Annotated in this window: 26 protein-coding genes; 16 read left to right on the top strand and 10 right to left on the bottom strand. The window is 47.1% G+C overall.

Annotated elements, in window-relative coordinates:
- Positions 1-383 precede the first annotated feature (383 nt).
- Positions 384-902 (top strand): GNAT family N-acetyltransferase, encoded by a 519-nt coding sequence (locus AKJ31_RS13055; RefSeq protein ID WP_053409544.1) that lies wholly within the window; start codon positions 384-386, stop codon positions 900-902.
- Here AKJ31_RS13055 and AKJ31_RS13050 read toward each other — a convergent pair.
- Complete coding sequence (locus tag AKJ31_RS13050) at positions 850-1,149, bottom strand: DUF3301 domain-containing protein (RefSeq protein ID WP_053409543.1); 300 nt, start codon at positions 1,147-1,149, stop codon at positions 850-852. The two genes, AKJ31_RS13055 and AKJ31_RS13050, sit on opposite strands and share 53 nt — an antisense overlap.
- Positions 1,146-2,189, bottom strand: coding sequence for a DUF3549 family protein (locus AKJ31_RS13045; RefSeq protein WP_053409542.1), 1,044 nt, complete (start codon positions 2,187-2,189; stop codon positions 1,146-1,148). Before AKJ31_RS13045 ends, AKJ31_RS13050 begins: the two co-directional genes overlap by 4 nt.
- A gap of 76 nt (positions 2,190-2,265) precedes the next feature.
- Here AKJ31_RS13045 and AKJ31_RS13040 point away from each other — a divergent pair, with 76 nt between their 5' ends.
- The 3 genes from AKJ31_RS13040 (at position 2,266) to AKJ31_RS13030 (ending at position 4,180) form a co-directional block, all read left to right on the top strand.
- Positions 2,266-2,580, top strand: a complete 315-nt coding sequence (locus AKJ31_RS13040; RefSeq protein WP_053409541.1) for a YqcC family protein — start codon at positions 2,266-2,268, stop codon at positions 2,578-2,580.
- Complete coding sequence (truC, locus tag AKJ31_RS13035; protein ID WP_053409540.1) at positions 2,580-3,302, top strand: tRNA pseudouridine(65) synthase TruC; 723 nt, start codon at positions 2,580-2,582, stop codon at positions 3,300-3,302. Before AKJ31_RS13040 ends, truC begins: the two co-directional genes overlap by 1 nt.
- A gap of 257 nt (positions 3,303-3,559) precedes the next feature.
- Complete coding sequence (locus tag AKJ31_RS13030; RefSeq protein WP_169780632.1) at positions 3,560-4,180, top strand: YrbL family protein; 621 nt, start codon at positions 3,560-3,562, stop codon at positions 4,178-4,180.
- A 64-nt stretch (positions 4,181-4,244) separates the two neighbouring features.
- Here AKJ31_RS13030 and dxs read toward each other — a convergent pair whose 3' ends face one another.
- Genes dxs through xseB form a run of 3 tightly spaced genes read right to left on the bottom strand, consistent with a single transcriptional unit; the run spans position 4,245 to position 7,278 of the window.
- Positions 4,245-6,110, bottom strand: a complete 1,866-nt coding sequence (dxs, locus tag AKJ31_RS13025; protein ID WP_053409538.1) for a 1-deoxy-D-xylulose-5-phosphate synthase — start codon at positions 6,108-6,110, stop codon at positions 4,245-4,247.
- Positions 6,111-6,130: 20 nt separating this feature from the next.
- Positions 6,131-7,015, bottom strand: coding sequence for a (2E,6E)-farnesyl diphosphate synthase (ispA, locus tag AKJ31_RS13020; RefSeq protein ID WP_053409537.1), 885 nt, complete (start codon positions 7,013-7,015; stop codon positions 6,131-6,133).
- A gap of 20 nt (positions 7,016-7,035) precedes the next feature.
- Entirely contained in the window at positions 7,036-7,278 is a 243-nt protein-coding gene (gene xseB, locus AKJ31_RS13015) for an exodeoxyribonuclease VII small subunit (RefSeq protein WP_053409536.1), read from the bottom strand.
- A 249-nt stretch (positions 7,279-7,527) separates the two neighbouring features.
- Between xseB and pomA the strand changes: the two genes are divergently transcribed.
- The 12 genes from pomA (at position 7,528) to rlmM (ending at position 19,694) form a co-directional block, all read left to right on the top strand.
- Positions 7,528-8,292: a flagellar motor protein PomA gene (gene pomA / locus AKJ31_RS13010; RefSeq protein ID WP_053409535.1), complete on the top strand. Its 765-nt coding sequence runs from the start codon at positions 7,528-7,530 to the stop codon at positions 8,290-8,292.
- 9 nt (positions 8,293-8,301) lie between these two features.
- A complete protein-coding gene (locus tag AKJ31_RS13005) occupies positions 8,302-9,252 on the top strand; it encodes a flagellar motor protein MotB (protein ID WP_053409534.1) in 951 nt (316 codons plus the stop codon).
- A 162-nt stretch (positions 9,253-9,414) separates the two neighbouring features.
- Positions 9,415-10,863, top strand: a complete 1,449-nt coding sequence (thiI, locus tag AKJ31_RS13000; RefSeq protein ID WP_053409533.1) for a tRNA uracil 4-sulfurtransferase ThiI — start codon at positions 9,415-9,417, stop codon at positions 10,861-10,863.
- Between the two features lie 713 nt (positions 10,864-11,576).
- Entirely contained in the window at positions 11,577-12,458 is an 882-nt protein-coding gene (gene cyoA / locus AKJ31_RS12995) for a ubiquinol oxidase subunit II (RefSeq protein ID WP_083439980.1), read from the top strand.
- Positions 12,459-12,462: 4 nt separating this feature from the next.
- Entirely contained in the window at positions 12,463-14,499 is a 2,037-nt protein-coding gene (gene cyoB, locus AKJ31_RS12990) for a cytochrome o ubiquinol oxidase subunit I (RefSeq protein WP_053409531.1), read from the top strand.
- The gene (gene cyoC / locus AKJ31_RS12985) at positions 14,489-15,091 is read left to right on the top strand and encodes a cytochrome o ubiquinol oxidase subunit III (RefSeq protein WP_045954971.1); all 603 of its coding nucleotides are present in this window, start codon (positions 14,489-14,491) and stop codon (positions 15,089-15,091) included. Before cyoB ends, cyoC begins: the two co-directional genes overlap by 11 nt.
- Entirely contained in the window at positions 15,091-15,402 is a 312-nt protein-coding gene (gene cyoD / locus AKJ31_RS12980) for a cytochrome o ubiquinol oxidase subunit IV (protein WP_053409530.1), read from the top strand. The genes cyoC and cyoD overlap by 1 nt, the downstream gene beginning before the upstream one ends.
- On the top strand, positions 15,363-16,277 hold the full coding sequence (gene cyoE / locus AKJ31_RS12975; protein ID WP_211263061.1) for a heme o synthase: 915 nt from the start codon (positions 15,363-15,365) through the stop codon (positions 16,275-16,277). The genes cyoD and cyoE overlap by 40 nt, the downstream gene beginning before the upstream one ends.
- Before the next feature lie 413 nt (positions 16,278-16,690).
- Complete coding sequence (locus tag AKJ31_RS12970) at positions 16,691-17,599, top strand: transcriptional regulator GcvA (RefSeq protein ID WP_053409528.1); 909 nt, start codon at positions 16,691-16,693, stop codon at positions 17,597-17,599.
- A complete protein-coding gene (locus AKJ31_RS12965; RefSeq protein ID WP_053409527.1) occupies positions 17,592-18,218 on the top strand; it encodes an alpha/beta fold hydrolase in 627 nt (208 codons plus the stop codon). The genes AKJ31_RS12970 and AKJ31_RS12965 overlap by 8 nt, the downstream gene beginning before the upstream one ends.
- A complete protein-coding gene (locus AKJ31_RS12960) occupies positions 18,205-18,606 on the top strand; it encodes a DUF423 domain-containing protein (protein ID WP_416340951.1) in 402 nt (133 codons plus the stop codon). Before AKJ31_RS12965 ends, AKJ31_RS12960 begins: the two co-directional genes overlap by 14 nt.
- Complete coding sequence (gene rlmM / locus AKJ31_RS12955; protein ID WP_053409526.1) at positions 18,603-19,694, top strand: 23S rRNA (cytidine(2498)-2'-O)-methyltransferase RlmM; 1,092 nt, start codon at positions 18,603-18,605, stop codon at positions 19,692-19,694. The genes AKJ31_RS12960 and rlmM overlap by 4 nt, the downstream gene beginning before the upstream one ends.
- A 67-nt stretch (positions 19,695-19,761) precedes the next feature.
- Here rlmM and xni read toward each other — a convergent pair whose 3' ends face one another.
- The 5 genes from xni to queF all read right to left on the bottom strand — a co-directional run bounded on the left by xni (position 19,762) and on the right by queF (position 26,929).
- On the bottom strand, positions 19,762-20,541 hold the full coding sequence (xni, locus tag AKJ31_RS12950; protein ID WP_053409525.1) for a flap endonuclease Xni: 780 nt from the start codon (positions 20,539-20,541) through the stop codon (positions 19,762-19,764).
- Between the two features lie 65 nt (positions 20,542-20,606).
- On the bottom strand, positions 20,607-21,971 hold the full coding sequence (gene ppnN, locus AKJ31_RS12945) for a nucleotide 5'-monophosphate nucleosidase PpnN (protein WP_053409524.1): 1,365 nt from the start codon (positions 21,969-21,971) through the stop codon (positions 20,607-20,609).
- 161 nt (positions 21,972-22,132) lie between these two features.
- On the bottom strand, positions 22,133-23,686 hold the full coding sequence (locus AKJ31_RS12940) for a GGDEF domain-containing protein (protein ID WP_053409523.1): 1,554 nt from the start codon (positions 23,684-23,686) through the stop codon (positions 22,133-22,135).
- A 112-nt stretch (positions 23,687-23,798) separates the two neighbouring features.
- A complete protein-coding gene (locus AKJ31_RS12935) occupies positions 23,799-26,069 on the bottom strand; it encodes a tetratricopeptide repeat protein (protein WP_053409522.1) in 2,271 nt (756 codons plus the stop codon).
- A 14-nt stretch (positions 26,070-26,083) separates the two neighbouring features.
- On the bottom strand, positions 26,084-26,929 hold the full coding sequence (gene queF, locus AKJ31_RS12930; protein ID WP_053409521.1) for an NADPH-dependent 7-cyano-7-deazaguanine reductase QueF: 846 nt from the start codon (positions 26,927-26,929) through the stop codon (positions 26,084-26,086).
- Between the last annotated feature and the right edge of the window lie 53 nt (positions 26,930-26,982).

Genomic DNA, 26,982 nt, shown 5'->3' with positions numbered 1-26,982 from the left:
ACGGACACCTCTAGGATGAGGCGGGATTAAGTATCAGGATGATACAAAGGACACCGCTCAAGGAACAAGTGAAGTTCGCTAACGTGGATTGTTAGCCATCAGGATGAATAGGACACCGCTAGGACGGCGAGGATAGGATTTTACTGAAGGATTCAGTAACTATTATGGAAGATGCATGGAGCACCTTTTGTAGCCGGACTGCTGCGAGTAAGACTATAGCCCCGATACGCAAGTGTCGGGGCTTTTCTTGGTTTCTAACAATATTTTCATCATTAATGCCAAGAAAAATAATCTAGAACAATAACAATATTATTAAGTTGGTATAACTTTTCGGCTTTGTTTTTATAAAACAATAAACAGCTTGCTGTTTACAAGGATGTCTCATGACAATAGTGACTCGCCGATCGTTATTGGTTCCCTATAACGAGTCGTTACAATCTGACTTCTTACTGCTAAATTGCTGTGCAAAAAATAGAGCTCAAATGAATGGGCCGCATACCGTTTCTTCGGCAAAACAACTCTTCGCACGTATGATCCACGACGATACTATCTATGCGCGTGCGGTGCTCGATAGCCGAACTCGTGAATATATGGGGCATGTGTTTATCTCTGATTTGGACGGCGCGCCAGAGCTTGGTTACATCTTTGATAAGCTCTACTGGGGGCAGGGGATCGCTAGCGAAGTGTTGACGGCATTTTTCAATCGTGCGGTTAGAGACTTAGACCTGTCCTATGTCATCGCAACGGTGAATAGCGCCCACACTCCGTCGATCAAAATACTGCAAAAACTCGGATTCAAATTAGTGGCGCACAAGCGTGATACATTTGGACCTTATGACGAGTTTCGTTTTACATCCGATGTGGTGGAACATCAAACTTCGCTAAGTGAAAACCCTGCATAATGAGTGTGCCTTGGTAGCAATCATCACCAAGCGAAGAAAATTCAAACTGATAGACAGAATGCCAACGCCAGACACCGTCTGGCGTTTTTAGTTTATGACCTTTTAACGCGATACTGATGAACTGCAAATCAAGCTGGTCGCACTTTCTAGTCGCGAACAGTTTTGCGAGTTCGGCTTGGCGTCTCTGCTGCCAAAATAGGAAACAGATCAGCGTTAAGCCGAGTATGGCGAGAAGGTCAGCGATCATTCATTACCCTTAGCGGCTTGTTGCAGAGAAAGCAGTGCGTTGGCTAACTCTTGGGATGGGCTGGAATGCAGTAATGGCAGTAGGACCATGCGTAACTCCGGCAGCATAACCAAATCGGCAAATAACTGATTAAACAGAACTTGGTTGCCAGTTTGCGCTAGGCGTAACAAGAAGCTTTCTGCCATTTCTGCTTGAGCGAGCAGATGCCAGCTTCTACCTGCAATCCCAATTAATACTTCTTGGTGACTCAAACGAGGTGAGGCGAGGATCTGCTGTATAACTGGCTGCGCGATTGAGGTATCAGCGCCCGAGAGCGCACGAGCTAATGCGCCCAACAAGAAAATGTCTGGATCATTACTGGTGATTTGCTCAAGCGCCAGTTCGGCAATTCTCAGCGCGAGTTTATCCGGTAAGTTAGTGTGTTCTAGCGCGCCTAGCAGCGCGTAGAGTGGCTCGTTTGGTAGGTGAGGCAATGCCTTACGCAGATTGACACCATTTTGCTCTTGACCCAATCTCGCACAGATATCCGTTACGCCTTGTAAGCCGACGCTGTGCCATTTACCCCAGCCGAGGCCTCCAGTGAAGTAGTGCTGAGCGTGTTCGTAATACTGGCTGCACGGCAAGTCGAGTTGTGCGCGGACTTGACTGTGGAACACCGCCATTTTTTCCTCGGCTGGTTTGAAGGTATAAGGGTTGTTAGACAGCTTTTGTTGTTGCTCTTCACTCATCTCTTGGCTTAGGCGCGTACCCATCGCTTCTACCACATACTTAATGAAGTTCCCCACATCGGCTTGTTTTAATAAACCGCGTTCATCCAACTCGAACTTCAAAAACCAAATCCAAGGTTGTTTATGCTCGTTCCAGTAAGCAATGGCCAAGTGCGCTTTACGCTGTAATGGAAAAGGGTAAGGTAGCTGTCCTTTTTCCACGTCAGCGAAGACTTTATTGTCTATCTGCTTGATACGACGTCCAAGATCATATACTTGGTAGTGGCAATCGCTATTGGTCAATAGTTGGGTAAGGGTATGTATGTTTTCCATTAGTGAATAGTCCTAACTTTCTTTCCTCTATAAATGGTACTCTTACGCCTATTTTCAAGGTCACCATGATGTGTTTATGACAAAAGAACAACAATTGTTATTACTTCTCGACCAATTGTCACCATTAATGCAGCGTTTAAACCTGTGGCAGGAACACGCGCCGCAAGTGGAAGCATTGCAAAGTAGCGAACCTTTCGCGTTAGATCGCTTAGCGCCAGAGCAATGGCTTCAATGGGTGTTTATACCGAAGATGTTCGTCATCATTGAGCAAAAACAGCCTTTACCGCGTGGATTTGCGATCACCCCCTATTTTGAAGAATGCTGGAAAGAGCATAGTGAGTACATGCCTCTTATCTCTTTGTTACGTTCCATTGACGAGGTATGCGCGTAATGTTGGAAATCATTTATCAAGACGAGTATTTCGTTGCAGTCAATAAGCCTGCGGGAATGTTGGTCCATCGCAGTTGGTTAGATAAGCGTGAAACTCAGTTCGTGATGCAAACCTTGCGTGACCAGATCGGTCAGCATGTGTTTCCTCTGCACCGATTAGACCGCCCAACTTCTGGTGTGTTGATTTTTGCGTTGTCGAGTGAAGTAGCGTCGCAAGTGATGCCGATGTTTGCCAATCACGAAATGGAGAAAACCTATCATGCGATCGTCCGTGGTTGGATTGAAGAGCAAGGGCGTTTGGATTACGCCCTAAAAGTGGAACTCGACAAAATCGCCGATAAGCATGCTAGCCAAGATAAAGAAGCGCAAGAGGCGATTACGGATTATAAGCCGCTGGCAAAGGTGGAGATTCCATATTCGACGGGTAAATTTCCTACCACTCGTTACTGCCTTATGGAGATGCAGCCGCTAACTGGACGCAAACATCAACTGAGACGCCATATGGCGCACCTACGTCATCCGATTGTTGGTGATACCACTCATGGTGACGGTAAACATAATAAGCTGTTTAGAGACGTTTTTGACTCACATAGATTGCTGCTGCATTCATCATCGTTGAAGTTTGTTCATCCGTTCACGCAGCAAGAAATCGTCATTAAAGCGAGTGTGGATCAAACCTGGCAACGTCTGTGCACTGAGTTTGGTTGGGTAATACCAGAGTAGAATGCGCGCTTTTTAAGCAAGTTTATCACTATCTTTCTGAATTTATTGGATATAAAAATGTGTCCTTTAAATGCATTTCTGGTTTTTATTTATTAATAATTTTTTATTATTACTCTTATTAATAAACTGGCAAGCTTCCTTTGCCTTCGAGGCGGTAGTGATTGTTTGTTCATCGAGGATGAGACAGTGACTACTAGTAAGTGATGGGTGGCTTTGTGGCTGCTCATCGATGTGTCAGTTTATGTGAAAGCGTAACCATGATTATTATTGATAAGTCACAATTTGTCGGTAAAGGTCACCATAGAGAAGTCTACCGTCACCCCAAGCAGTCAGCACTGTGCGTAAAAATCAATGTTGATGAACACTATGACACTCGCGAGATTGAGCGTGAAAACGCCTATTTCGAACATCTTGAGAAACGCGGGATCCACTGGGAATCGCTATCTCGCTACTACGGTGATATTCAAACTGACTTGGGTGTGGGCTCAGTGTTTGATTTGATTTTGGATGACGACGATAGTGTGTCGAAAACGTTGGGCTATTATCTTGCCGATGAGAGCAGGACGGGTAAATACTATCGACATTTACTCAACGCACTCGCCAAGTTAAGAGATGGCTTGCTTCGCGATAGGATCATTACCAAAAGCCTGGCTCACCGTAACATCGTCTGCCAGAAGACCTCAACCGGTATTTCTCGGATGGTTGTGATTGATAATATTGGTAACGCAGAGTTTATCCCTATCAGCAGCTATATAAGCTTTTTCGGCAAACGCAAAGTGCAGCGTAAGTGGTTACGTTTTGAAGATAAGCTGGTGGCAGAGTTTGCTGAAAATGGCAGCTTGAAACGCATGCTGAGAGAACTAAAACAAACCGCTTGACCGTTGTTGGGCGTTGAGTATTAAAAAGCCCTCCATTATCGGAGGGCTTTCTTGTGTTTCTTACTTACTTCTGCATATATTGGCGAATCGAAGCTTCGATGCCCTTGGCGTCCAATCCAAGTTCTTCATGCAGCTCTTCTTGGGTGCCTTGTGCGATGAACTGGTCTGGCAAACCTAGATTTAGAACAGGTTTCAGCAGTTTTTCCTGCATCATAAACTCAATCACCCCTGCCCCTGCACCGCCAGCAATCGCGTTCTCTTCCAATGTGACGATGACATCGTGCTCGGCCACCAACTGACGAATTAACGCTTCATCTAGCGGTTTAACAAAACGCATGTCAGCCACAGTAGCGTTAAGCGTGTCAGCTGCTTGCAGCGCATTTGCTAGGAACGTACCGAAGCTGAGGATAGCAACTTTCTCGCCTTTACGTACGATACGACCTTTACCGATCTCAAGCGCGGTAAACTCTTGCTCAATCTCAGTGCCCATGCCTGTACCACGAGGGTAACGAACCGCAGATGGACCGTTGTGCTTATGACCAGTGTAAAGCATCTGGCGACACTCATTTTCGTCACTCGGCGCCATAATCACCATGTTGGGAATGCAGCGCATAAAGCTTAAGTCAAACGCGCCTTGGTGGGTTTGACCATCTGCGCCCACGAGACCTGCGCGGTCGATGGCGAACATCACTGGCAGGTTCATGATCGCGACATCATGGATCAGTTGATCGTAACCACGCTGAAGGAAGGTCGAGTAAATCGCCACGATAGGGTTGTTACCCGCGATTGCCATACCCGTCGCCAGTGTGACCGCGTGCTGCTCTGCGATAGCAACATCGAAGTATTGTTCTGGATACTCTTTCGAGAAACGAACCATACCAGAGCCTTCACGCATCGCAGGCGTAATCGCCATTAGCTTAGGGTCTTGCGCGGCCATATCGCATAGGAAGTCACCAAAGATCTTCGAGAAGCTTGGCTTACCACCGCTGCTTTTTGGCAGAGAGCTGTGGCTTGGGTCAAACTTAGGTACGCCGTGATAACCGATCGGATCTTTCTCCGCTGGCTCATAGCCTTTACCTTTCTTAGTCATGATATGCAGGAACTGAGGGCCTTTCAGCTCGCGCATGTTTTTCAGTGTCTTAACCAGCTCGTTAACATCGTGTCCGTCAACCGGACCAATGTAGTTAAAACCGAACTCTTCAAACAGTGTGCCTGGAACCACCATGCCTTTGAGGTGTTCTTCGGTACGACGAACCAACTCTTTGATTGGAGGAACGCCAGACAGTACTTTCTTACCGCCTTCACGAATAGAGGTGTACAGGCTACCAGAAAGTACTTGAGCAAGGTGGTTGTTCAGCGCGCCGACGTTCTCTGAAATCGACATTTCGTTGTCGTTGAGAATCACCAACATATCTGGATGAACATCGCCAGCGTGGTTCATCGCTTCGAATGCCATGCCTGCGGTAATCGCACCGTCACCGATAACGCTGATAACTTTACGATCCTTGCCTTCTTTACCGGCACTGATCGCCATCCCCAATGCTGCACTGATTGAGGTAGAAGAGTGTCCGACAGATAAGGTGTCGTATTCGCTCTCTTCGCGCCACGGGAATGGGTGTAGGCCGTTCTTTTGGCGAATGGTCGGCATTTGGTCACGACGACCCGTCAAAATTTTATGTGGGTATGCCTGATGACCAACATCCCAGACCAACTGGTCAAATGGCGTGTTGTAAACGTAATGCAATGCGACCGTCAACTCTACCGTGCCTAAGCCAGACGCTAAGTGTCCGCTTGATTGGCTCACTGAGTTGAGTAAGTAAGTACGTAGCTCGTCACATAGCTTAGGTAGCATCTCCTTAGGAAGGCTACGCAGTTCGTCTGGGGTATTTGCCAGAGCCAGTGTCGGATACTTTGAAATATCAAGAGTCATATATTTGCGCGCTTATAGTGTTAGTTCTTGCGCTCGATGACATATCGGGCGAACTCTTCGAGTAACTCTGTATTGTATGGGATAGCTTCCAATGCTTGAAGTGCTTCATGTAACAGAGTGTGAGCTTTGTTGACAGCGCCTTCCAACCCTAAGAGAGCAGGGTAGGTGCTTTTGTTTAATTCTTGGTCAGAACCTTGTGGTTTGCCCAGAGTTTCCGTATCACTGATGATATCTAGAATGTCGTCTTGAACCTGAAACGCTAAGCCGATCGCATCGGCGTATTTATCGAGTAAAGGTAGCACTTCGACCCCTTTTTCACCCGCAGCTAGCGCGCCAAGTCTAATCGCGCATTTCATCAATGCACCGGTTTTATGGCGATGAATTTCTTCTAGTTCTTCAAGAGAAATTGAACGATTTTCGGCAGAAAGATCAAGAGATTGCCCCATACACATTCCGCTAGCACCAGACGCTTGAGCCAAAGTGCTGACCATCTTAATGCGATTCGCTTCTGCTTCTGGCGCCAGTTTGCCGTCAGCAAGAATCGTAAACGCTAAGGTTTGCAGCGCATCGCCAGTGAGAATCGCGGTTGCTTCATCAAACTTGATGTGACAGGTAGGCTGACCGCGACGCAGCTCGTCATCGTCCATCGCTGGTAGGTCATCGTGAATCAGCGAATAGGCGTGAATGCACTCAACCGCGGCGGCTGGAGCGTCAAGCGCTTCAACGTCGCACCCTAGCATTTGTCCGGTGATGTAAACCAGAAATGGGCGCGCCCGTTTGCCTCCTAGCAGCAAACCATAACGCATGGCGTCGATCAAAGGTTGCTCTTGGTGAGGAAGTTGGTTAAGCCATTCTTCTAACTGAACGTTGTTACGTTGTTGGAATGAGGTTAGAGCCTCTTGCATAGGTATATCTTCTAAATCAATTATTCTGGCTGAGCGTCAAACTGACTAAGCGGCGCTTCGTCATCGTTACTTAGTAAAATACTGACGCGTTGTTCTGCATCATTTAGCTTACCTTGACCCGCACGAGCCAGTGCAATGCCGCGCTCGAATTTCTTCAAAGCATCGTCCAGTGCAAGGTCACCATTTTCAAGGCTTTCTACGATCGTATCGAGCTCTTGGATGGTCGCCTCAAAGGTCATATTTTCAGGTTTCTTGCTCGCCATAATATATCTGCGTTGATAAAGATGCACGAAAGTTACCTTAGCGGCTAATAATGGTCAAATTTAACCGAGTAAATTTGTCAGAAAAATCGACTTCGTACTGTGATAACGCGGATATTGGTCAACACTTAGTGACTTGCTGGTTTACTAGTTGGAACAAGTCTCTATATTAGGAGCTAGAAATTACTAAAGATCTGAAAATGCAGCCGATATAATTTGGTAGAAGCTCAGAGATAGCATGAGGAGTGCTTTGTGGATTTAGCAACGCTGTTAGGACTGATTGGCGGTTTGGCTTTCGTCATCATGGCAATGATACTTGGCGGAAGTATCATGATGTTCGTCGATGTCACGTCTATTCTAATCGTAGTTGGTGGTTCAACCTTCGTTGTGTTGATGAAGTTTACTATCGGACAGTTCTTCGGTGCCGCCAAAATCGCGGGTAAGGCCTTCATGTTTAAGGTGGATGAGCCAGAAGACCTCATCGCTAAAGTGGTAGAAATGGCTGACGCTGCGCGTAAAGGCGGTTTCCTCGCTTTAGAAGAAATGGAGATCTCCAATAATTTCATGCAAAAGGGTATCGATTTGCTGGTTGACGGTCATGACGCTGACGTCGTGCGCGCCGCACTGCAAAAAGATATTTCTCTGACCGACGAGCGACACGAGTTTGGTTCAAGCGTATTCCGCGCGTTTGGTGATGTTGCTCCAGCGATGGGGATGATCGGTACGCTGGTTGGTCTGGTTGCTATGCTTTCAAACATGGATGACCCAAAAGCAATCGGTCCTGCGATGGCAGTTGCCCTTTTGACAACACTGTATGGTGCGATTCTATCCAACATGATTTTCTTCCCGATCGCGGACAAGCTATCGCTACGTCGTGAGCAGGAAAAACTCAACCGTCGCCTGATTATGGATGGCGTATTGGCTATCCAAGATGGGCAAAACCCACGCGTTATCGACAGCTACCTGAAAAACTACCTCAATGAAGGTAAGCGTAGTCTTGATGTAGATAACGAGTAAGGAACCGTTATGGATGATGATAACGAATGCAAATGTCCACCACCGGGGCTGCCGCTCTGGATGGGTACGTTTGCCGATTTGATGTCACTGCTGATGTGTTTCTTCGTACTGCTGCTTTCGTTTTCGGAAATGGACGTACTGAAATTTAAACAAATCGCCGGTTCAATGAAGTTCGCCTTTGGTGTGCAAAATCGCCTTGAAGTCAAAGACATTCCGAAAGGTACCAGCATCATCGCGCAAGAGTTTCGACCAGGTCGACCTGAGCCGACGCCGATTGACGTCATCATGCAGCAGACCATCGATATTACTCAGCAAACACTTGAGTTCCATGAAGGTGAGTCTGACCGTGCTGGTGGTAACCAGCGTGATACTGGCAAACTCACTGGGGGTCAATCACCAGATACGTCGACGCAAAACAATCAGAACTCTGAATCTGACAGCCAACAGCAACAGTCTGAGATGTCTGAAGAGATGGAAACGCTGATGGAAGCGATCATGAAAGCGTTGGCACGTGAGATTGAGCAAGGCGCGATAGAGGTGGAAAACCTCGGTCAGCAAATTGATATTCGAATTCGTGAAAAGGGCGCTTTCCCAGAAGGTTCGGCATTCTTGCAGCCTAAGTTCAGACCACTGGTGCGTCAGATCGCTGAGTTGGTGAAAGACGTTCCGGGCGTGATTCGCGTATCTGGACACACCGATAACCAGCGTCTCGACTCTGAACTGTATCGCTCGAATTGGGATCTGTCTGCTCAGCGCGCAGTTTCGGTAGCGCAGGAGATGGAAAAAGTCCGTGGCTTTAACCATGAACGCTTGCGAGTACGAGGTATGGCCGACACCGAGCCGCTAGGGCCAAATACGACGGAAACCCAGCGAGCGCGTAACCGCCGCGTAGAGATCAGCATTATGCAGGGTGAGCCAATCTACAGCGACGAAGTCCCCGCATTGCAAAATACCCCCTAAACTGAAAGACGAGCGTTAAGCTCGTCTTTTTTATGAGCGGTCTATCATGTATAATCTTGCGCCCTTAGCGGGGTAGCCTCTATTTTGTTCCCAGATGGACAGAATTAAGAGCGGCTGCAACGCGAAACTGTTTTGCGAAACTTGTAACTTGTGAAGTGAATTATGAAATTTATCGTTAAGCCCCATCCAGAAATCTTCGTAAAAAGTGAATCGGTACGTAAGCGCTTCACAAAGATTCTCGAGTGTAATATTCGCAACATCATTAAGGCTCGTACTGAGTCTGTCGCGGTGTTTAACCGTCGTGACCACATTGAAGTGACATCAGAATCTTCTCAGTACTACAAAGAAGTGGTTGAAGTTCTGACTCATACCCCAGGTATCCATCACGTACTTGAAGTTCAGCAATCAGAGTTTACGGACCTGCATAACATCTTCGAGCAAGTGTTAGAGTTGAACCGTGCCAACATCGAAGGCAAAACCTTTGTGGTACGTGCGAAGCGTCGTGGTAAGCATGACTTCACCTCTATCGAACTTGAACGCTACGTTGGTGGCGGCCTGAATCAAGCGGTTGAAAGCGCGAGCGTAAAACTGCGTAACCCTGAAGTGACAGTAAAAGTTGAAGTGGCTGGCGATAAGCTAAACCAAGTCATTGCTCGTCATAAAGGTCTGGGTGGCTTTCCTCTTGGTACACAAGAAGACGTACTCAGCTTGATTTCTGGCGGTTTTGACTCAGGTGTTTCAAGTTACCTGCACATCAAACGTGGCTCAAAAGTACACTACTGTTTCTTTAACTTAGGTGGTCCAGCACACGAGATCGGTGTTAAGCAGGTTTCTCACTACCTATGGAACAAGTACGGTTCCTCAGCAAAAGTACGTTTCATCTCAGTAGATTTCGAACCTGTCGTGGCTGAAATCTTAGAGAAAGTCGATGACGGTCAAATGGGCGTGATTCTTAAGCGTATGTTTATGCGTGCGGCGGGAATGATCGCTGAGAAATTTGGCATTCAAGCGCTTGTGACCGGTGAAGCTTTAGGTCAGGTGTCTAGCCAGACGCTTACCAACCTACGTCATATTGACGGCGTAACGGATTCACTTATCCTTCGCCCACTGATTAACTGGGATAAAGAAGACATCATTAATCTAGCGCGTGAAATCGGCACGGAAGACTTCGCTAAGACCATGCCAGAATATTGTGGCGTGATCTCTAAGAAGCCAACAGTGAAAGCGGTAAAAGCGAAGCTGGAAGCCGAAGAAGAGAAGTTTAACTTCGAGATTCTAGAGCAAGTCGTACGTGAAGCGCGTCAGATGGATATTCGTGATATCGCGAAAGAAACTGAGCAAGCGGCACCTGAAGTTGAGCAAGTTCAAGCGGTAGAACAGCATGCGATTGTGCTCGATATTCGTAGCCCAGAAGAGGAAGACGACAACCCGCTAGAAATTGAAGGTGTGGATGTGAAACACATTCCTTTCTACAGGCTAGGTACTCAGTTTGGTGACTTGGACCAAAACAAAACTTACCTGCTTTACTGTGACCGTGGTGTTATGAGTCGCCTACAGGCGCTTTACCTGCAAGAGCAGGGCTTTAACAACGTTAAAGTGTACCGTCCGTAAACGGTAGAACTGTTGAATCTAAAGCGCAAATCGGCCATCGATTTGCGCTTTTTTATTGCCTGTTATTCGGCGGTAGCTAAAATCATTTCTAACTAAATTACGCGTTCTAATCCCCTTTATATAAGCTCTTATGAACTCGCTTTTCCTCTCATATGTATGCTGTTCATGTGCCAAATTCATACAATGTCCCGCTTAAAGCGGTAGGGGCACATTCTTTGATTAATAAACACCATGCTAAAGTTAAGTGAATTAACTTTGGTGATCTAAGTCACGTTTATGTAGGGCCGATAACCGAGCGAACTACAGAAATTCCGCGCTTATCCCCACTCGAAATATCAATCTTTTCATCAATAACTAGCCCTTATCAGAACTGCGTTTGTTGTGTGGCACGTACTCTTCGTATTGCTTGGCAGTCGCAAGTATACGGCTATGTAATTTCATTATTGGAAGGTTAGTTTCCAAGTTCGAATGATGAGCTTTTGCCGCTAACTCCTCATAATGCGCCGGATGTAACAATGTGTTTCAGAGTGTAACAATAAGCTCACACTAAGAGTGTGGTTTTAACCTTCACTCACCCCGTTTTGTTTCGCTCTGATAACAACGTTACTCATGCTCAACACATAAACATTCTAATGACTATAACAACTGGTTCTTAGCTTGATACCGATCGTAATGGCATTTGCTTTGAAACCAGACAACCATCGAGAAAGTTAATGGAAGCCTCAAGATATAAACGCATCTTGTCGAGGGGGAGTTTGGCGTGCGTCATACTTATGCTCTCAGGATGTAATTCTGCTTTGCTTGACCCGAAAGGTGCTATTGGTGTCCAAGAGAAAGAGCTGATCATCACCGCTCTTTTGCTGATGTTAATCGTCGTGATCCCTGTGATTCTGATGACGATTTACTTCGCTTATCGATACCGAGCAAGTAACACCGACGAAGAGTACGCACCAGAATGGTCGCACTCGACCAAAATCGAAGTGGTGGTATGGACAATTCCAATCATCATTATCGCCATTCTTGCCACCATCACTTGGCGTTCTACCCACGAACTAGAGCCATCCAAACCTCTGGTGAGTGATGTCAAACCGATGACGATTGAAGTGGTCTCGCTTGATTGGAAATGGCTGTTCATCTATCCGGAAGAAAACATCGCAACGGTAAACTACGTGGCGTTCCCGAAAGATGTACCTGTGACCTTTAAGCTGACTTCAGACAACATCATGAACGCGTTCTTTATCCCGCGTTTGGGTACTCAGATTTACGCGATGCCAGGCATGGTGACTAAGTTGAATCTGATCGCTAACCACGAAGGGGACTACAAGGGCTTTGCGTCGAACTACAGCGGCGAAGGTTTCTCGCAGATGAAGTTCACCGCATCGGCAATGCCGGATCGCGCAGCATTCCTCAACTGGGTGCAAAAAGTGAAAGCGAGCCCTGATCGAATCGAAGACTGGGAGCAATACAGCTCGCTGGCTGAGCCAAGCGTCGCTGCGCCCGTCACTCTGTTCTCAAGTGTTCCTCCGTTTCTGTTCAGCAACGTCGTGACCCAACATCCGGGTTCCATGAACTGTTTGCCTGACAACCAAGGATAATCACATGTTTGGAAGATTAACTCTGGATTCAATTCCATATCACGAGCCGATCATCATCATCACGCTGGCTATCGTCGCGTTGGTGGGATTGGCTGTGGTGGTTGCCGTGACCAAAGCTGGAAAATGGCAATACCTATGGAATGAATGGTTTACTTCGGTAGACCACAAAAAACTTGGCTTCATGTACATCGCTGTAGCGATGTTGATGCTTGTACGTGGCTTTGCGGACGCAGTGATGATGCGTAGCCAGCAGCTACTTTCCTCTGCGGGTGAAGCCGGCTACTTGCCGCCGCATCACTATGACCAAATCTTTACCGCGCACGGCGTGATCATGATTTTCTTCGTTGCGATGCCGCTCGTGATTGGTCTGATGAACATCATCGTGCCGCTGCAAATCGGCGCACGTGACGTGGCTTTTCCGTATCTGAATAACTTGAGCTTTTGGCTGTTTGTAGTTGGTGTGATCCTGACTAACATGTCGCTAGGTTTGGGTGAATTTGGCCGTACCGGTTGGTTGGCGTATCCGCCGCTGTCTGGCATTGAAGCGAGTCCGGGCGTCGGGGTCGACTATTGGATTTGGGCGCTGCAGATATCTGGTGTCGGTACCACGCTAACGGGTGTGAACTTCTTCGCCACCATTTTGCGTATGCGCACGCCGTCAATGCCAATGATGAAGATGCCAGTTTTCACGTGGGCGTCATTGTGTGCCAACATTCTGATCATCATTTCGTTCCCTATTCTGACTGTCACCATCGCACTGCTGACGCTCGACCGTTACTTGGGTATGCACTTCTTTACCAATGATCTTGGCGGCAACGTAATGATGTACGTCAACCTGATTTGGGCATGGGGCCACCCAGAAGTGTACATCTTGGTGCTGCCAATCTTTGGTGTGTTCTCAGAAGTGACGGCAACCTTCTCGCGTAAAAAGCTATTCGGTTACACCTCACTGGTGTGGGCGACGATCGTTATTACCATTCTGGCGTTCGTAGTTTGGCTGCATCACTTCTTTACTATGGGTTCTGGCGCAAACGTGAATGCGTTCTTTGGTATCGCGACGATGATCATTTCTATCCCAACCGGGGTGAAGATCTTCAACTGGCTGTTCACCATGTACAAAGGCCGCATTCGCTTTACCACACCGATGATGTGGACGGTAGGTTTCCTAATTACCTTCACCGTTGGTGGTATGACGGGCGTACTGATGGCGGTACCGGGTGCGGATTTCGTTCTGCATAACTCTGTATTCCTAATCGCACACTTCCATAACGTGATTATCGGTGGTGTGGTGTTCGGTTGTTTTGCGGCGATCACTTACTGGTTCCCGAAAGCGACCGGTTTCACCATGAATGAAACTTGGGGCAAACGCGCATTCTATCTGTGGATTGTCGGTTTCTTGATGGCGTTCCTGCCGCTTTACGCGCTGGGCTTTATGGGTATGACCCGTCGTTTGAGCCAAGACATCAACCCGGAATACTTCCCGCTATTGGCTGTTGCGGCAGCGGGTACGGTTGTGATTGCGCTGGGCGTGTTGTCTCAGTTCATCCAAATCTACGTGAGTATTCGTGACCGAGAGCAAAACCGTGACCTAACGGGTGACCCTTGGGGCGGTCGTACAATGGAATGGGCAACGTCTTCACCTCCGCCGTTCTACAATTTTGCTCATCTGCCAAAAGGCGATGTACTGGACGCGTTTTGGTACCAGAAGCAAAGTGGCGAGTTCGATCCAATGAAAGAAGTGGAATACGAACGCATCCATATGCCGAAGAATACGGCAACGGGTATTTATGTGTCGGCTTGGGCGTTGGTCTTTGGCTTTGCGATGATCTGGTACATCTGGTGGCTAGCGGCAGCAAGTTTGGTGGGGATCGTTGTGACGTGTATTCAACACAGCTACAACGATGACGTGGACTACTACGTTGAAGTGGAAGAGATCAAAGCGATCGAAGCCGCTCGCCGAGCTCAGTTAGAAGAAGCGAAGAAAGGAACCGTGAAAGACAGCGAAAACAGCGATGAGCTGGAGGTGACCTATGCAAACTAATGTCGCAGCTCATCATGACCACGATCACCATCATGACACGAATGGCAACAAGCTGTTTGGGTTCTGGGTTTACCTGATGAGCGACTGCGTATTGTTTGCGACCTTGTTCGCGACATACGCTGTGCTGTCGAGCAACTCGATTGCAGGTCCTACAGGTAAAGAGATTTTCGAACTGCCGTTCGTGTTTGTCGAAACCATGCTGCTGCTATTCAGTAGTATCACCTTCGGTTTTGGCATTATTGCGATGAAGCGTAACGACGTGGCGGGTCTCAAGCGTTGGATGTTAGTGACGTTTGCGCTAGGTCTTGGCTTTATCTGTATGGAAGTCTACGAGTTCCATCACCTGATTGAAGAAGGCTATGGCCCGCAGACCAGTGCGTTCCTATCGGCATTCTTTACGCTGGTTGGCACGCACGGCCTGCACGTGACCTTTGGTCTAATTTGGTTAGCGGTGGCTTATCATCAGCTTTCTACTAAAGGTCTGAATGACAACATGGCGATGCGTTTTAACTGCTTGAGCCTGTTCTGGCATTTCCTAGATATTGTTTGGATTTGTGTCTTTACCATCGTTTACTTAATGGGGGTGATGTAATGGGCCAACATGTTGAAACTAGCTCGTCGGATTACGTAAAAGGCTTCGTTGCGTCGCTGATCTTAACGGTGATTCCGTTCTACTTCGTCTGGGCGCAAACGCTGCCAGCGAGCACCACTTACGTTGTGATGTTTACCTGTGCTTTGGTGCAGATTTTTGTGCACTTTAAGTACTTCCTACACATGGAAGCGAAAACGTCAGACGGGCGTTGGAACTTGGTGTCATTGATGTTTACCGCCATTGTTGTGCTGATCCTGATCGCTGGTTCGATCTGGATTGTTTACAACATGAACGTCAACATGAAGTTGTAGGCACGGGTATGCTGAAAAGTTATTTGTCTATCACCAAACCGGGCATTATTTTCGGCAACCTGATTTCGGTTGCGGCGGGGTTCTTCCTCGCCGCAAAATCAGAACCAGCGAGTCTGACGTTGTTTTTAACAACCTTGGCTGGCGTGGGGCTGGTGATTGCTTCAGGTTGTGTGGTGAACAATATTTTTGACCGCGATATCGATCAAAAGATGGCGCGGACACAAAATCGTGAGACCGTAAAAGGGAACATCAATATTGATGTCGCCTTTGTCTATGCCTTGGCGATGTTGCTGGTGGGAACGGCACTGCTGTTCCAATTAGTCAATCCGCTTTCGGCGGTCGTGGTGCTGCTCGGCTACGTCTACTACGTGTTCTTCTACACCATGTGGTACAAACGCAACTCAGTATACGGCACTCTTGTTGGCAGTATCTCTGGCGCCGTGCCACCATTAGTGGGCTACTTGGCGGTGACCAACTTCATCAGCTTAGAAGCAATTCTGTTGTTTACCATGTTCTGCTTATGGCAAATGCCGCATTCCTACGCGATTGCGATGTTCCGCATGCAAGACTACCGAGATGCAGAGATTCCTGTTTTGCCAGTCAAAGAGGGGATTCACAAAGCGCACCGACACATGAAAGCGTATGTGGTGGCGTTTGGCGCAGTATCGTTGGGATTATTTTTACTTGGTGAAGCCGGGTATGAATACTTAGCGGTTGCAGCTGTGGTTTGCTTTATGTGGACGAAGGTGACCTTTCGCAGTATTGACGACAGTAACTACGTCGCGTGGTCAAAATCGGTATTTAAAGTCTCGCTGCTGGTGGTGATGGGGATAAGTGGTGTGCTTGGCGTCGAGCTATTGCCAGCTATTATCTAATACCCACTTAAACAGCGAACCGAATCCGGTTTATTGAACGTCACTCTTTGCTGCGGTGACTACTTGATAGTGCTTCAGCTAATAAGGAGTGGCGTTTTTGTATCTGCGGAAAAATGGCATAAAAAAACACCGCCATCTAGGCGGTGCTAAAAAATTTGACAGACAGGTCAAAATAAATACAGGAAGTATGTTTCGTTCCATCTTGGTACGAAACGGTGGTAGAAATCCTACCTAACTCGAAATACGAGTTTGCAAACACAACATCGCAGCAAAGTGCCAATTGATTCCATAAGAATCAAGCCGTTCAGGCTCTTTACTGCGGGGGGAAATATAGAATTTCTCTGGTCGTCAGGCAATGGACATTTTATAATGTTTCAGATTAAAAAAACTAATCCCATATAAAGAAGGGTGCCATGTCCAGAAGATTGCCTCCGTTAAACTCATTAAAGGTGTTTGAGGCCGCAGCGCGTCATTTGAGCTTTACTCGTGCAGCTGAAGAGTTGTTTGTTACTCAAGCCGCGGTGAGTCATCAGATTAAAGCGTTAGAAGAATTCCTCGGCTTAAAGCTTTTTCGCAGAAGAAATCGCTCTCTACTTCTTACCGAAGAAGGTCAGAGCTATTTCTTAGACATTAAAGATATTTTCACTTCATTAGCAGAAGCTACTGATAAAGTTCTTGAACGCAGTGAAAAAGGTGCGTTAACTATCAGTTTACCGCCAAGTTTTGCTATTCAGTGGCTAGTGCCGCGTTTGGCAGACTTTAACCAACAAGAGCCAGATATCGACGTTCGCATCAAAGCGGTGGACATGGACGAAGGATCTTTGACTGACGACGTTGATGTGGCGATTTATTATGGACGAGGTAATTGGCCGGGGCTTCGTGCCGACAAGTTGTATCAAGAATTTTTGATTCCACTTTGTTCACCATCGCTACTTTTAGGTAACAAACCATTAGAAACACTAAGTGATTTAAGCAAGCATACGTTACTGCACGATACATCTCGTAAAGATTGGAAACAATTTGCTAAGCAGAACGGTATCGAAGGGGTCAATGTTAACCACGGCCCGATCTTTAGTCACTCGACAATGGTTCTTCAGGCAGCAGCACATGGACAAGGTGTGGCTCTGGGTAACAACGTGTTGGCGCAACCTGAGTTAGAAGCAGGGCGTTTGATCGCGCCATTCGATGAAGTGTTGGTTACCAAAAATGCGTTCTATGTGGTTTGTCATGAGAAACAAGCCGACATGGGGCGTATCGCCACTTTCCGTGACTGGATGTTAGCGAAGGCGCAAAGTGAGCAAGAGGATTTGTTAGATGACTAATTACCTGATTGATGGAGAGCAGGGCGCGCCGATTTTTATTTTTGCTCACGGAGCAGGTGCAGGAATGGACCATGATTTCATGTCTGCCGTCGCGCAAGGCTTGGCTAAGCATGGAATTCAGGTGATACGCTTTAATTTTCCTTATATGGTTAAGCGCGCGGAAGATGGTAAGAGACGTCCGCCAGACCGAGCGCCAAAACTGCTTGAAGCTTATCAACAAGTGATTGCTGAGTACGCGCAGCAGCGTAGCGTGATTATCGGTGGTAAATCCATGGGTGGTCGAATGGCCAGCCTGCTGGCTAATGATGAAAACGTTGCTGCGGTCGCTTGTCTGGGGTATCCATTCCATCCGCCGGGCAAACCTGAGAATTACAAAGGCGAGCATTTGGCTTCTGTGGCAAAGCCGCTGCTGATTTTACAAGGTGAGCGAGATACCTTTGGCAAAAAGGAAGAGTTTAGCGACTTTGCTCTATCATCGAGTGTACAAGTTGAGTTTTTGCCCGACGGTGACCACAGCTTTAAACCACGTAAAAAATCGGGTCACACTGAGCAGGGCAATATTGACTTGGCGGTACAACGTTTAGCGAAATTTATTTTTGAGGTATATGGTGAAAAGTAATCAGCTGGTCGCGTTTGGCGGAGTGTTAGCAGGTATTGGTGTTGCACTAGGCGCTTTTGCCGCACATGGGTTGAAGAAGGTGTTGTCGTCGTATTTGATTGAAGTATTTAATACTGGCGTTCAGTATCAATTCGTTCATGCACTGGCTATTTTGTTGTGCGGAGTATTAATTCGCTCTTCTTTGACCGAGAAATCACAAAAATATTTCGCCCTCGCTGCGATTTGCTTTATCATCGGCATCTTTTGTTTTAGCGGCAGTCTTTACGCATTGGCATTAACGGGCATTAAATGGTTTGGCCCAATTACCCCGTTTGGTGGTGTAACTTTTATGCTAGGTTGGGGACTGTTCGTTTTCGCAGCGCTACATAATAAAGAGGTGAATCAGTGAAACAGGTAATGCTCTACTGCCGTTCAGGTTTCGAGAAAGAATGTGCAGGAGAAATTCAAGACCGCGCGACGCAACTTGAAGTGTTCGGTTTCCCTCGCCTGAAAAACAACACGGGCTACGTCCTGTTTGAATGTTACCAAGACGGCGACGCTGAAAAGTTGGTAAAAGGACTCGATTTCAAGTCATTGATTTTCGCTCGTCAGATGTTTGCTGTTGCGACTGAAATCCAAGAACTGCCACGTGAAGACCGCATTTCGCCAATTCTTGACCAATTGAGCGACGTTGAAAGTATGCCTCGTTGCGGTGACATCCGTATCGAAACACCAGATACCAACGAAGCAAAAGAACTGCTCAAGTTCTGCCGTAAGTTTACGGTACCGATGCGCCAAGCGTTGCGTGGTAAAGGCATTCTATTTCCGAAAGACAGCCCGAAAAAACCGGTATTGCACATCTGTTTTGTCGCGCCGGGGCATTGTTTTGTCGGTTACTCGTTGCCGTCAAACAACTCGCAATTCTTTATGGGTATTCCGCGCCTGAAATTCCCAGCAGATGCGCCGAGCCGTTCCACACTGAAACTGGAAGAAGCCTTCCATGTATTCATCCCGCGTGACGAATGGGATGAACGCCTAGCGCCTGGTATGTGGGGTGTTGATTTAGGTGCCTGTCCGGGTGGTTGGACTTACCAACTGGTGAAACGCTCGATGTTTGTTCATGCGGTTGATAACGGCATGATGGCAGACAGCCTGATGGAAACTGGTCAGGTTAAGCATCACCAAGAAGACGGCTTTAAGTTTGAGCCTGCGCGTAAGAACGTGACTTGGCTTATCTGTGATATGGTGGAAAAACCGTCTCGCGTTGCGCAACTGATGGGTGAGTGGATCATCAGCGGTTGGGCGAAAGAAGCGATCTTTAACCTAAAACTGCCGATGAAAGGCCGTTATGACGAAGTGTTGGAAGATATCGAAAACCTGAAAATCTTTCTTAAAGAGCATGGCGTGAAGTTCAGACTGCAAGCGAAACACTTATACCATGACCGCGAAGAGATCACGGTGCACATTCAGTGTTTGTCGAACATCTCCCCGCATTAATCGCACTATCGATACGAAAAAGGCTCTGATTTCAGAGCCTTTTTTAATGTCTGTAATTTGCCAGTTGCTAGACTTCGTTGGGACCGTTGTAACGTAAATCTTGCAAGTTAAAACCCAGCTCGATATCGGTTTTTAGCGCAGATACTTGCTTCGACTTACGTGCCGCGTCAATGTGTTCGTCGAGCTTTTTGCGGTATTTAGCCGGCAGCTCTTCGCTGGCATACGCTTGCTCAATATCGTTGAACTGAGTCAGGATCTCTTTGGCTGCTTTTGGTCCAATCCCTGCTACGCCAGGTACTTGGCTCGAACTCACTCCCGCTAAGCCCCAGTAATCGGCTAGCTGTTTTGGTTTGACGCCAAATTCTTTTTCGATAAACGGCTCGTCCAACCATCGATGTTGGAAATAGTCGCGGATTTGCAGCGTCGGTGAAAGCAACTGACAATACCCTTTGTCGGTCGAGATAATCGTCACTTTCTCATTATGCTCCGCCACTTTTACTGCCAAGGTTGCGACCAAATCATCCGCTTCATCGCCTTCTGACAGGAGCGAATCAATACCTAACTTCCACCATGCATCCTGAATCGACTCCAGTCCTTCCATCAGTGGTTCTGGCATCGGCTTTCTGTTTTGTTTGTATTCAGGGAGGATATCCGCTCGCCAACCACGGTCTTGAAGGTGGTGGTCAAACACCGCGATGATATGGGTAGGTTGAGACTCTTTAATGATTTTATTCAGCGTACGCGTCGTGGTGGTAATGGTTCTTGCTATATCGTTGGGATCCGGCTGGGCAGAATGCACGCGGCGAATAAGATTGAGGGCGTCGATAATAACAAGATGAATAGACATAGAAGCTAAAAAAATAAGGGCAATGAAGCCCTTATTGTATCGGATGAGTGATAGATTACCAGCGACTAGTCGCCAGTCTTGATTCGGTAACACGGCTCGTAAGCTGTGCCGCCAGGTAGCTTCATGCGGTCTTGCTCGACAAAGTCGCGCAGAAGCTTGTCCATCTTCTTCATCAGGCTCAAGTCACCGTCTAAGGTAAATGGGCCATATTTCTCAATCTCATGGATACCATCGGCTTTGACGTTACCCGCCACAATGCCGGAAAATGCTTGGCGCAATGCTGCGGCTAAGTTTTCTGGACGTTGGTTAAGGTGCAAGTCTAGGCTCGCCATGTTTTCGTGTGTTGGCTCGAACGGCAACTGGAATTCCGGTTCGATTTTCAATAACCAGTTAAAGCTATAAGCGTCGCCTGTGTCTTTGCGGTGCTGGCGAACGTCTTCCATGCCGCGTTTCATAATTCTCGCAACGCGAGCCGGATCATCAATTACGATTTCATAGTGTCGCTGCGCCGCTTCACCCAATGTATCACCGACAAATTGGTCGATTGAACGGAAGTACTCTTCACTTTCTTTCGGACCAGTGAGTACGATTGGCAACGGTTGATTACCGTTTTCTGGGTGCATCATAATGCCCAAGATGTACAGCAACTCCTCGGCTGTGCCTGCGCCGCCTGGGAAGATCACAATGCCATGCGCCATACGAACAAACGCTTCAAGACGCTTTTCGATGTCCGGCATGATGATCAGCTCGTTGACGATCGGGTTTGGTGGCTCAGCCGCGATGATCGAAGGTTCTGTCAGACCAAGGTAGCGTTGGTCATAATAACGCTGTTTTGCGTGACCGATCGCCGCCCCTTTCATTGGGCCTTCCATCGCACCCGGACCACAACCGGTACAGATGTTCAGCTCACGCAAGCCCAGTTCATGGCCGACTTCACGTGTGTATTGATATTCAGTTGGGTTGATTGAGTGCCCGCCCCAACACACCACGAGATTCGGTTCGATTCCTGGCGTTAGCGCGCCTGCGTTACGCAAAATACCAAACACCAAGTTGGTGATATGGCTGGCGTTGGTCAGGTTCAGACGCTGGTTGTCTGCCAAGTGCATGTTGACGTAAACAATGTCTCGTAGCACCGAGAACAAGTGCTCTTGAATACCTTTGATAATGTGTCCATCAACAAAGGCGTGGTCTGGCGCGTTAGTCAGTTCAAGCTTGATCCCGCGCTCACGGCGCACGACGTTAACATCAAACGACTTGTATTTGTCTAAAAGTTCTTTGGAGTTGTCTGTGTGACTACCAGAGTTCAGTACCGCAAGGGTACAGTTACGGTAGAGTTGGTACAGATCACTGGAGGCGGTTTTCTTAAGGCGCTCAACTTCGAGTTGAGAGAGAAGATCCATACTACCAGCCGGACTGATATGAGTGATCATAGTAATCTCCTTGACTAGAATCGAACTCTCCATGAGTTACTAGTTATGGTGGCCTAATCGTGATAACAACAGAACGACAAGGTAATAACTAGCTTAGCACGTTTTTTGTAACAAAAGTCTAACTGATTGATATTTATATGACATTGGTAGAACTGCGTGGGTTATTTCCACATCAGTTGGCTGGCGCCACGTGATTTGCCTTCTTTGAGTAGACGGTTGAGTCGTTCGAGTAGTTCTTCTGGGGTGTCGGACTCTTGGAACGAGGTGCTGGCTGCCGACAGTGTGATAGTCAGGTGTTGGTCGCGGAACTTAAACGGTAATTTAGATACCTGAGTCTGAATTTTTTGGATCAGTTGGAAGCAGTCGGTATCTGAGCGCTCCGGTAGAATCATAATAAATTCTTCGCCACCAAAGCGAGCGACGGTATCTTGGTCGTTGGTTGCACCTTTGATGGTACGCGCGATGATTTTCAGCGCCTTGTCACCAGCGGTATAGCCAAAGCTGTCATTGATGGATTTGAACCCGTCGATATCAAGCAGTACCACACGTAGGTTGTGCTGGGTTCTTATCCAGCGGCGATATTCAATCTCCAACTGGTCGGAAAATGCGGTGCGGTTGTGAACTTTAGTCAGAGGATCAAGCAAGATGCGTTGCGCCTGATCTTCTAGGCGGCGGCGATAGTCTTGCGTCAGTTCAAACAGCGCTTCGAGTTGGTTCTTACCGTGATTCATACGCTCAATCAGCGCTTGTTCGCGTTGCTCAGCGTGGCGCAAACGCTCTGAAACTGAGGTGAGTTGGTCGATAAGCGGACTAACTTCGCTGCGTAGTGCCGACAATTCGGTCGCGTCTTTGACGGTCGAACTGGTTTTGGTGATCAACTCTGACAGCTCTTCATTCATTTCCTGACGCTGTTCGAAATAGCTTTGCGATTGGTGGGCATTTTGTGACGAGCTTTTCATCGAAGAGGCGAGGGAAGTATTCACCTGTTCAAGAAACTGTTCCGAGGTTTTACGCTCGTAGTGCGTGCCATCAATAACCAATTTTAACGTTTGTAGCGTTAGCTCAAGCAGCTCGTGTGTGTTCACACCGACCAAAAGTTTAGCGCGGATATCTGCGAGTTGGTCACCGGATTCGCCTTCGAAGTCGAGTTCGGTAATGAAATTCTGTAATTGGTCAGAAAGTCGTAGCAATAACTCTCTGTCAGAAGTATTTGAAATTTGGTTGAGAAGCGTGTTTGGGTTAGCGGTAATGATTTTGACAGAACGTTCATAGAGACCAAGAAGCTTCATCGCTTGCTCTGTGTTTGGCCTTTTAATCCCGTTTGAGTAGCTCAGTAGATCTCTGAGGTCTCGTTTGATTTTTGTCGGTAAGCCAGCAAGGCGAAGCAGTGTCTCTCCGCTGTGCTTAATCTGCGAATCTAAGTGTTCCGTCTGTTTGTCCATAGCCACGCCTTGTTGTTTGAGCAAGCGTTCGAGTACGGCCAATTTTGGAATGAGGGAGCTTACGTCTTGTTGTTGCTCAATGGCTTTTTTTAGCTCTCTTAAACCAGCCTGTAATCGTGGGTTCTCGCTTTTATAGGCGTCGGTCATCGACGCAATAATACGCTTGAGTACCTTTTGCTCTCTAGTAAATTTGAACGACGCATCTCTTTGTGTCAACCGAAGTTGTTCTAATTGAGATTTTAATTCGTGAAGCTCTTGTTCTAGAACGCCCATAGAAAACTAAACTTACAGACCAGCGGACAGTATCCACTCTTATTTATGAATCTATAGATAGTATCAAAATAATAAATCTCGTCACCGCTTAATATGCTCGATTGCTGAGGATTTATTCATCTTTTAATAATTTTTTGATACTCTCCTCATTCTTATAAGAAGAATGAACTTTAATTAGCCCTTGATTAATTGAATGTTTACACGCTTTCCGAATATTTCCTGTCGCCAAACTTGCCGCTGGTGCATTTTCAATCGCTTTCAGGTACACCCATTGGCTGCAGTGCTCTTTCATGCTTAATGTGCGGGCAGTGCTGGTTGACATCAGTAGAATATCAACCAATTCCTTATCGTTGACCGCAGTATAAGCCCTGGGTAGGAAAGGGTAGTCTGCCATTCCCATTCTAATGATACGATTGATATTACGTTTTGGTTCAAATTCTGCGACCCATTGCTGAATTTTGTTAAACACCAATTCAGGATCGGTCTCTTGCTCGCTGTTGGGTTCGATATAGAGCAGGTTTGCGTCTGAAAAATGATAGATACGCGCTGGGTGTTTAACACGCTCTCTTAAATATTCGCCGAACGCTCTTTCCAGTTTAAGTCCTTCTTCATAGCCATGCTGTAAATACATATTACGCAGGAAAGGAACGTCAATCATGGTAAAACGTAGGCGGTCGTTGAGTGGCTCATGAATTAGCTCGCCAACATGCCATTTTTCGAATTTATTGATGCTTTCTTCTAAAGATACTGGAAGTTTTGCATTTAGCATCCGTAGGTTTTTTAATCCCGAACGGGAGTGGGTAAATAGATCGTTATTTAATCGGTCGAGTTCTTCGCGTTGCACACTGATGATATGTCCACGACGCAAAATAAAAATAAACAACAATGCGCTGATGATAAATAAAGTGAAGGTGATCTTCTGGAACTTTAAATACTCGTTATGGGTTTTTTCCAGCTCTTTTTTCTGTCCAACTAAGTGTAATGTTTGCTCGACGAATTCTTTTTGTTGGCGGAATGCGTCTTCACTGATCAGGTCGAGCTTTTCTTGTTCAATCAGCGCCAGCGAGTTGTAGTGCTTTAAATACTCAAGCGCATTCTGATAGTCACCGCTAAGTTCATAGCCCAAATAAATAAGCTGATAAGCTGACTTTTGTGCGCTGACATCACCAGTTTGTTTTGCAATAGCCAAAGCTTGCTGGGCGTTGCTCAGGACCGCATCGGCATTTTGTTTATAGCTCGCCAATCCAGCTTCTAATAGTAAGGCATGAGCCTTCAGTCTAGGAATATCCGCGTATTCAAGCAGAGTTTGTGCACGGTCTAGGTATTGCTCGGCGAGCGGGTAGTTCACCAAATGTAAGTAGGTTGCGGCGAGAGAGATTCGGATATCAATCACGCTTTCCACGTTACTTTGGATTCGTTCGTGGTCCATCGCGTTGAAGTAATGAACCAGAGCGAGATTGTATTTGCCTTGGTCGTAATTAATGTCACCGATACGTTTCAGTGTTGGTGCCAGTAAAGGTGAATTTTCGTAGTTGTCATAAAAGTCAGCCGCTTGAGACAAGTGTTCGCTGGCTTTATCCAGTACGCGGCGTTCGTAAAATAGCTGGCCTAGGGTGCGGTTTACTTCTGCAAGCAAAATGCCGGAGTCGCTTTCGATCGCTTTCCAATAGCTCAGCAGTAACTCTGAAAGCGCAAGGTTATATTGCTTGTTGGCAAGGTAGTGCTTACCTAAAGTGGTATGGAATTGAATCGAGGTATAGTTCGATTTCGATTCATCGGCGTGTGCTTTAGCAATTTGATACAAGCTTTCCGCTTTGCTCGATAGGCCATCAACTGAGGCGATATCGGCTTTTAACATGGTCATCTTGTACTGGAGTCCACGCGCTAATTGCTGCGGATTCTGAATTTGTTCGAAGCTTGTTTGCCAGTCATCCAATGCCGATAGGGCCGCACGTGAGTCTCCAGACATCAGCCAACGCATTCGGATGTCGAGCAACTGCAAATCCAGTTTTAAAAACGGCAGGTTATATTTGGTGGCTAAGCCTTTTGCTTCCGCGAGATGTTGCAGAGCAATGTGCTGATTGCCCAAATTGAACTCGGCGCGCGCGAGGATTCTCAGAGCATCGATAGAGCTGCCAGGCGAACGGGTGCGACTATCACTTTCATCGCGTGATACCGAAGAAGGACTCTGCTCGGTTTGAGCGGATAGGGTACGCTGAGCCAAATAGTTGCTGGCGAGTTGCTTAGACTGCTTAGGTACAATATCAACCAGACTATTGGCTTCACTAAGCATAGTCGATGAGTAGACCGTTGCCGTCGCAACGTGCGTGGTCAGCAGCAGAACAAGTGCGCCTAGCCAGCGCGCCCAGCGTAATTTAGCCATCCGATTCTTTTTCCTTATTGGCGAGCCATTCTTTGGTTATGGTTTGGCTGAGCTTGCTCAGTCGAGCGGTACGGGTTGATGTCCAAGCCGCCACGTCGAGTGTAACGCGCGTAAACCGTCAGCTTCTCAGGTTGGCAGTATTTCATGATGTCGGTAAAAATACGTTCAACACATTGCTCGTGGAACTCATTGTGTTCACGGAACGACACGATGTAACGCAGCAACGCTTCACGGTCGATTTGTTGGCCGCGATATTGAATCTCAACGCTGCCCCAGTCTGGTTGATTCGTGATCAGGCAGTTAGATTTCAACAGGTGGCTGTGCAAGCTTTCTTCGACGATTTGCTCTGAGGTTGCGCCTTGGAGTAAAGAGTCATCAAAGTCGTAGCTTAGGATCTCGATGTCTTGGTCGTCAATGCAATCGCCGTCCATTGTCACGATCACGGAGTCTGTGTAGTCAACCACAGAGCGTACCGTGACGCCAACTTCTTCACCTGCGCAGGCAGAAAGATCTTTCTTTAGTGTTGCTTCGACCTCGTCCCAACTGGCAAAACGAGTTTGGTTAAAACTGTTGAGATACAGCTTAAACGATTTTGATTCGATTAGATTGTCGCTGGTGGCGGGAATCGATACTTCACCGACCGCAACTTGTGGTAGGCCTTTTTCGTTCAGCCAAGAAAGCTCGTAAAGAGTCCAAATATCGCAGCCTTTGAACGGCAATTGTTCGCCAAGTTCGAGGTCATTTCGGTTTAGGCTACGTGGCACTGGTTGCAGTAGAGTGGGATCGTATTGATTCGCGTACTCGGTCTTTTGACCCAGAGTCAGACCCGCCAACTCTTTTGCATCAGAATATTTGCTCATACTTAGGTTCATTTTCTATTAGAATGTCGAGAATTTTACGAAATCCCGCGCCT

This window comes from Vibrio hepatarius (assembly GCF_001274785.1).
GTDB lineage: Bacteria > Pseudomonadota > Gammaproteobacteria > Enterobacterales > Vibrionaceae > Vibrio > Vibrio hepatarius.
Note: the sequence above shows the minus strand (reverse complement) of the source record. Positions and strands in the feature narration are given on the sequence as shown.

What these genes read in the sequence shown, in the direction of transcription:
- AKJ31_RS13005 (WP_053409534.1), top strand. Translation starts at nt 8,302, where the DNA reads ATGGATGATGATAACGAATGCAAATGTCCACCACCGGGGCTGCCGCTC.
- AKJ31_RS13055 (WP_053409544.1), top strand. Translation starts at nt 384, where the DNA reads ATGACAATAGTGACTCGCCGATCGTTATTGGTTCCCTATAACGAGTCG.
- truC (WP_053409540.1), top strand. Translation starts at nt 2,580, where the DNA reads ATGTTGGAAATCATTTATCAAGACGAGTATTTCGTTGCAGTCAATAAG.
- AKJ31_RS12960 (WP_416340951.1), top strand. Translation starts at nt 18,205, where the DNA reads ATGGTGAAAAGTAATCAGCTGGTCGCGTTTGGCGGAGTGTTAGCAGGT.
- AKJ31_RS12970 (WP_053409528.1), top strand. Translation starts at nt 16,691, where the DNA reads ATGTCCAGAAGATTGCCTCCGTTAAACTCATTAAAGGTGTTTGAGGCC.
- xseB (WP_053409536.1), bottom strand. Translation starts at nt 7,278, where the DNA reads ATGGCGAGCAAGAAACCTGAAAATATGACCTTTGAGGCGACCATCCAA.
- ispA (WP_053409537.1), bottom strand. Translation starts at nt 7,015, where the DNA reads ATGCAAGAGGCTCTAACCTCATTCCAACAACGTAACAACGTTCAGTTA.
- AKJ31_RS12940 (WP_053409523.1), bottom strand. Translation starts at nt 23,686, where the DNA reads ATGGGCGTTCTAGAACAAGAGCTTCACGAATTAAAATCTCAATTAGAA.
- thiI (WP_053409533.1), top strand. Translation starts at nt 9,415, where the DNA reads ATGAAATTTATCGTTAAGCCCCATCCAGAAATCTTCGTAAAAAGTGAA.
- xni (WP_053409525.1), bottom strand. Translation starts at nt 20,541, where the DNA reads ATGTCTATTCATCTTGTTATTATCGACGCCCTCAATCTTATTCGCCGC.
- AKJ31_RS13050 (WP_053409543.1), bottom strand. Translation starts at nt 1,149, where the DNA reads ATGATCGCTGACCTTCTCGCCATACTCGGCTTAACGCTGATCTGTTTC.
- cyoC (WP_045954971.1), top strand. Translation starts at nt 14,489, where the DNA reads ATGCAAACTAATGTCGCAGCTCATCATGACCACGATCACCATCATGAC.
- AKJ31_RS13040 (WP_053409541.1), top strand. Translation starts at nt 2,266, where the DNA reads ATGACAAAAGAACAACAATTGTTATTACTTCTCGACCAATTGTCACCA.
- cyoA (WP_083439980.1), top strand. Translation starts at nt 11,577, where the DNA reads ATGGAAGCCTCAAGATATAAACGCATCTTGTCGAGGGGGAGTTTGGCG.
- queF (WP_053409521.1), bottom strand. Translation starts at nt 26,929, where the DNA reads ATGAGCAAATATTCTGATGCAAAAGAGTTGGCGGGTCTGACTCTGGGT.
- AKJ31_RS12935 (WP_053409522.1), bottom strand. Translation starts at nt 26,069, where the DNA reads ATGGCTAAATTACGCTGGGCGCGCTGGCTAGGCGCACTTGTTCTGCTG.
- AKJ31_RS12965 (WP_053409527.1), top strand. Translation starts at nt 17,592, where the DNA reads ATGACTAATTACCTGATTGATGGAGAGCAGGGCGCGCCGATTTTTATT.
- AKJ31_RS13045 (WP_053409542.1), bottom strand. Translation starts at nt 2,189, where the DNA reads ATGGAAAACATACATACCCTTACCCAACTATTGACCAATAGCGATTGC.
- AKJ31_RS13030 (WP_169780632.1), top strand. Translation starts at nt 3,560, where the DNA reads ATGATTATTATTGATAAGTCACAATTTGTCGGTAAAGGTCACCATAGA.
- ppnN (WP_053409524.1), bottom strand. Translation starts at nt 21,971, where the DNA reads ATGATCACTCATATCAGTCCGGCTGGTAGTATGGATCTTCTCTCTCAA.
- cyoB (WP_053409531.1), top strand. Translation starts at nt 12,463, where the DNA reads ATGTTTGGAAGATTAACTCTGGATTCAATTCCATATCACGAGCCGATC.
- cyoD (WP_053409530.1), top strand. Translation starts at nt 15,091, where the DNA reads ATGGGCCAACATGTTGAAACTAGCTCGTCGGATTACGTAAAAGGCTTC.
- dxs (WP_053409538.1), bottom strand. Translation starts at nt 6,110, where the DNA reads ATGACTCTTGATATTTCAAAGTATCCGACACTGGCTCTGGCAAATACC.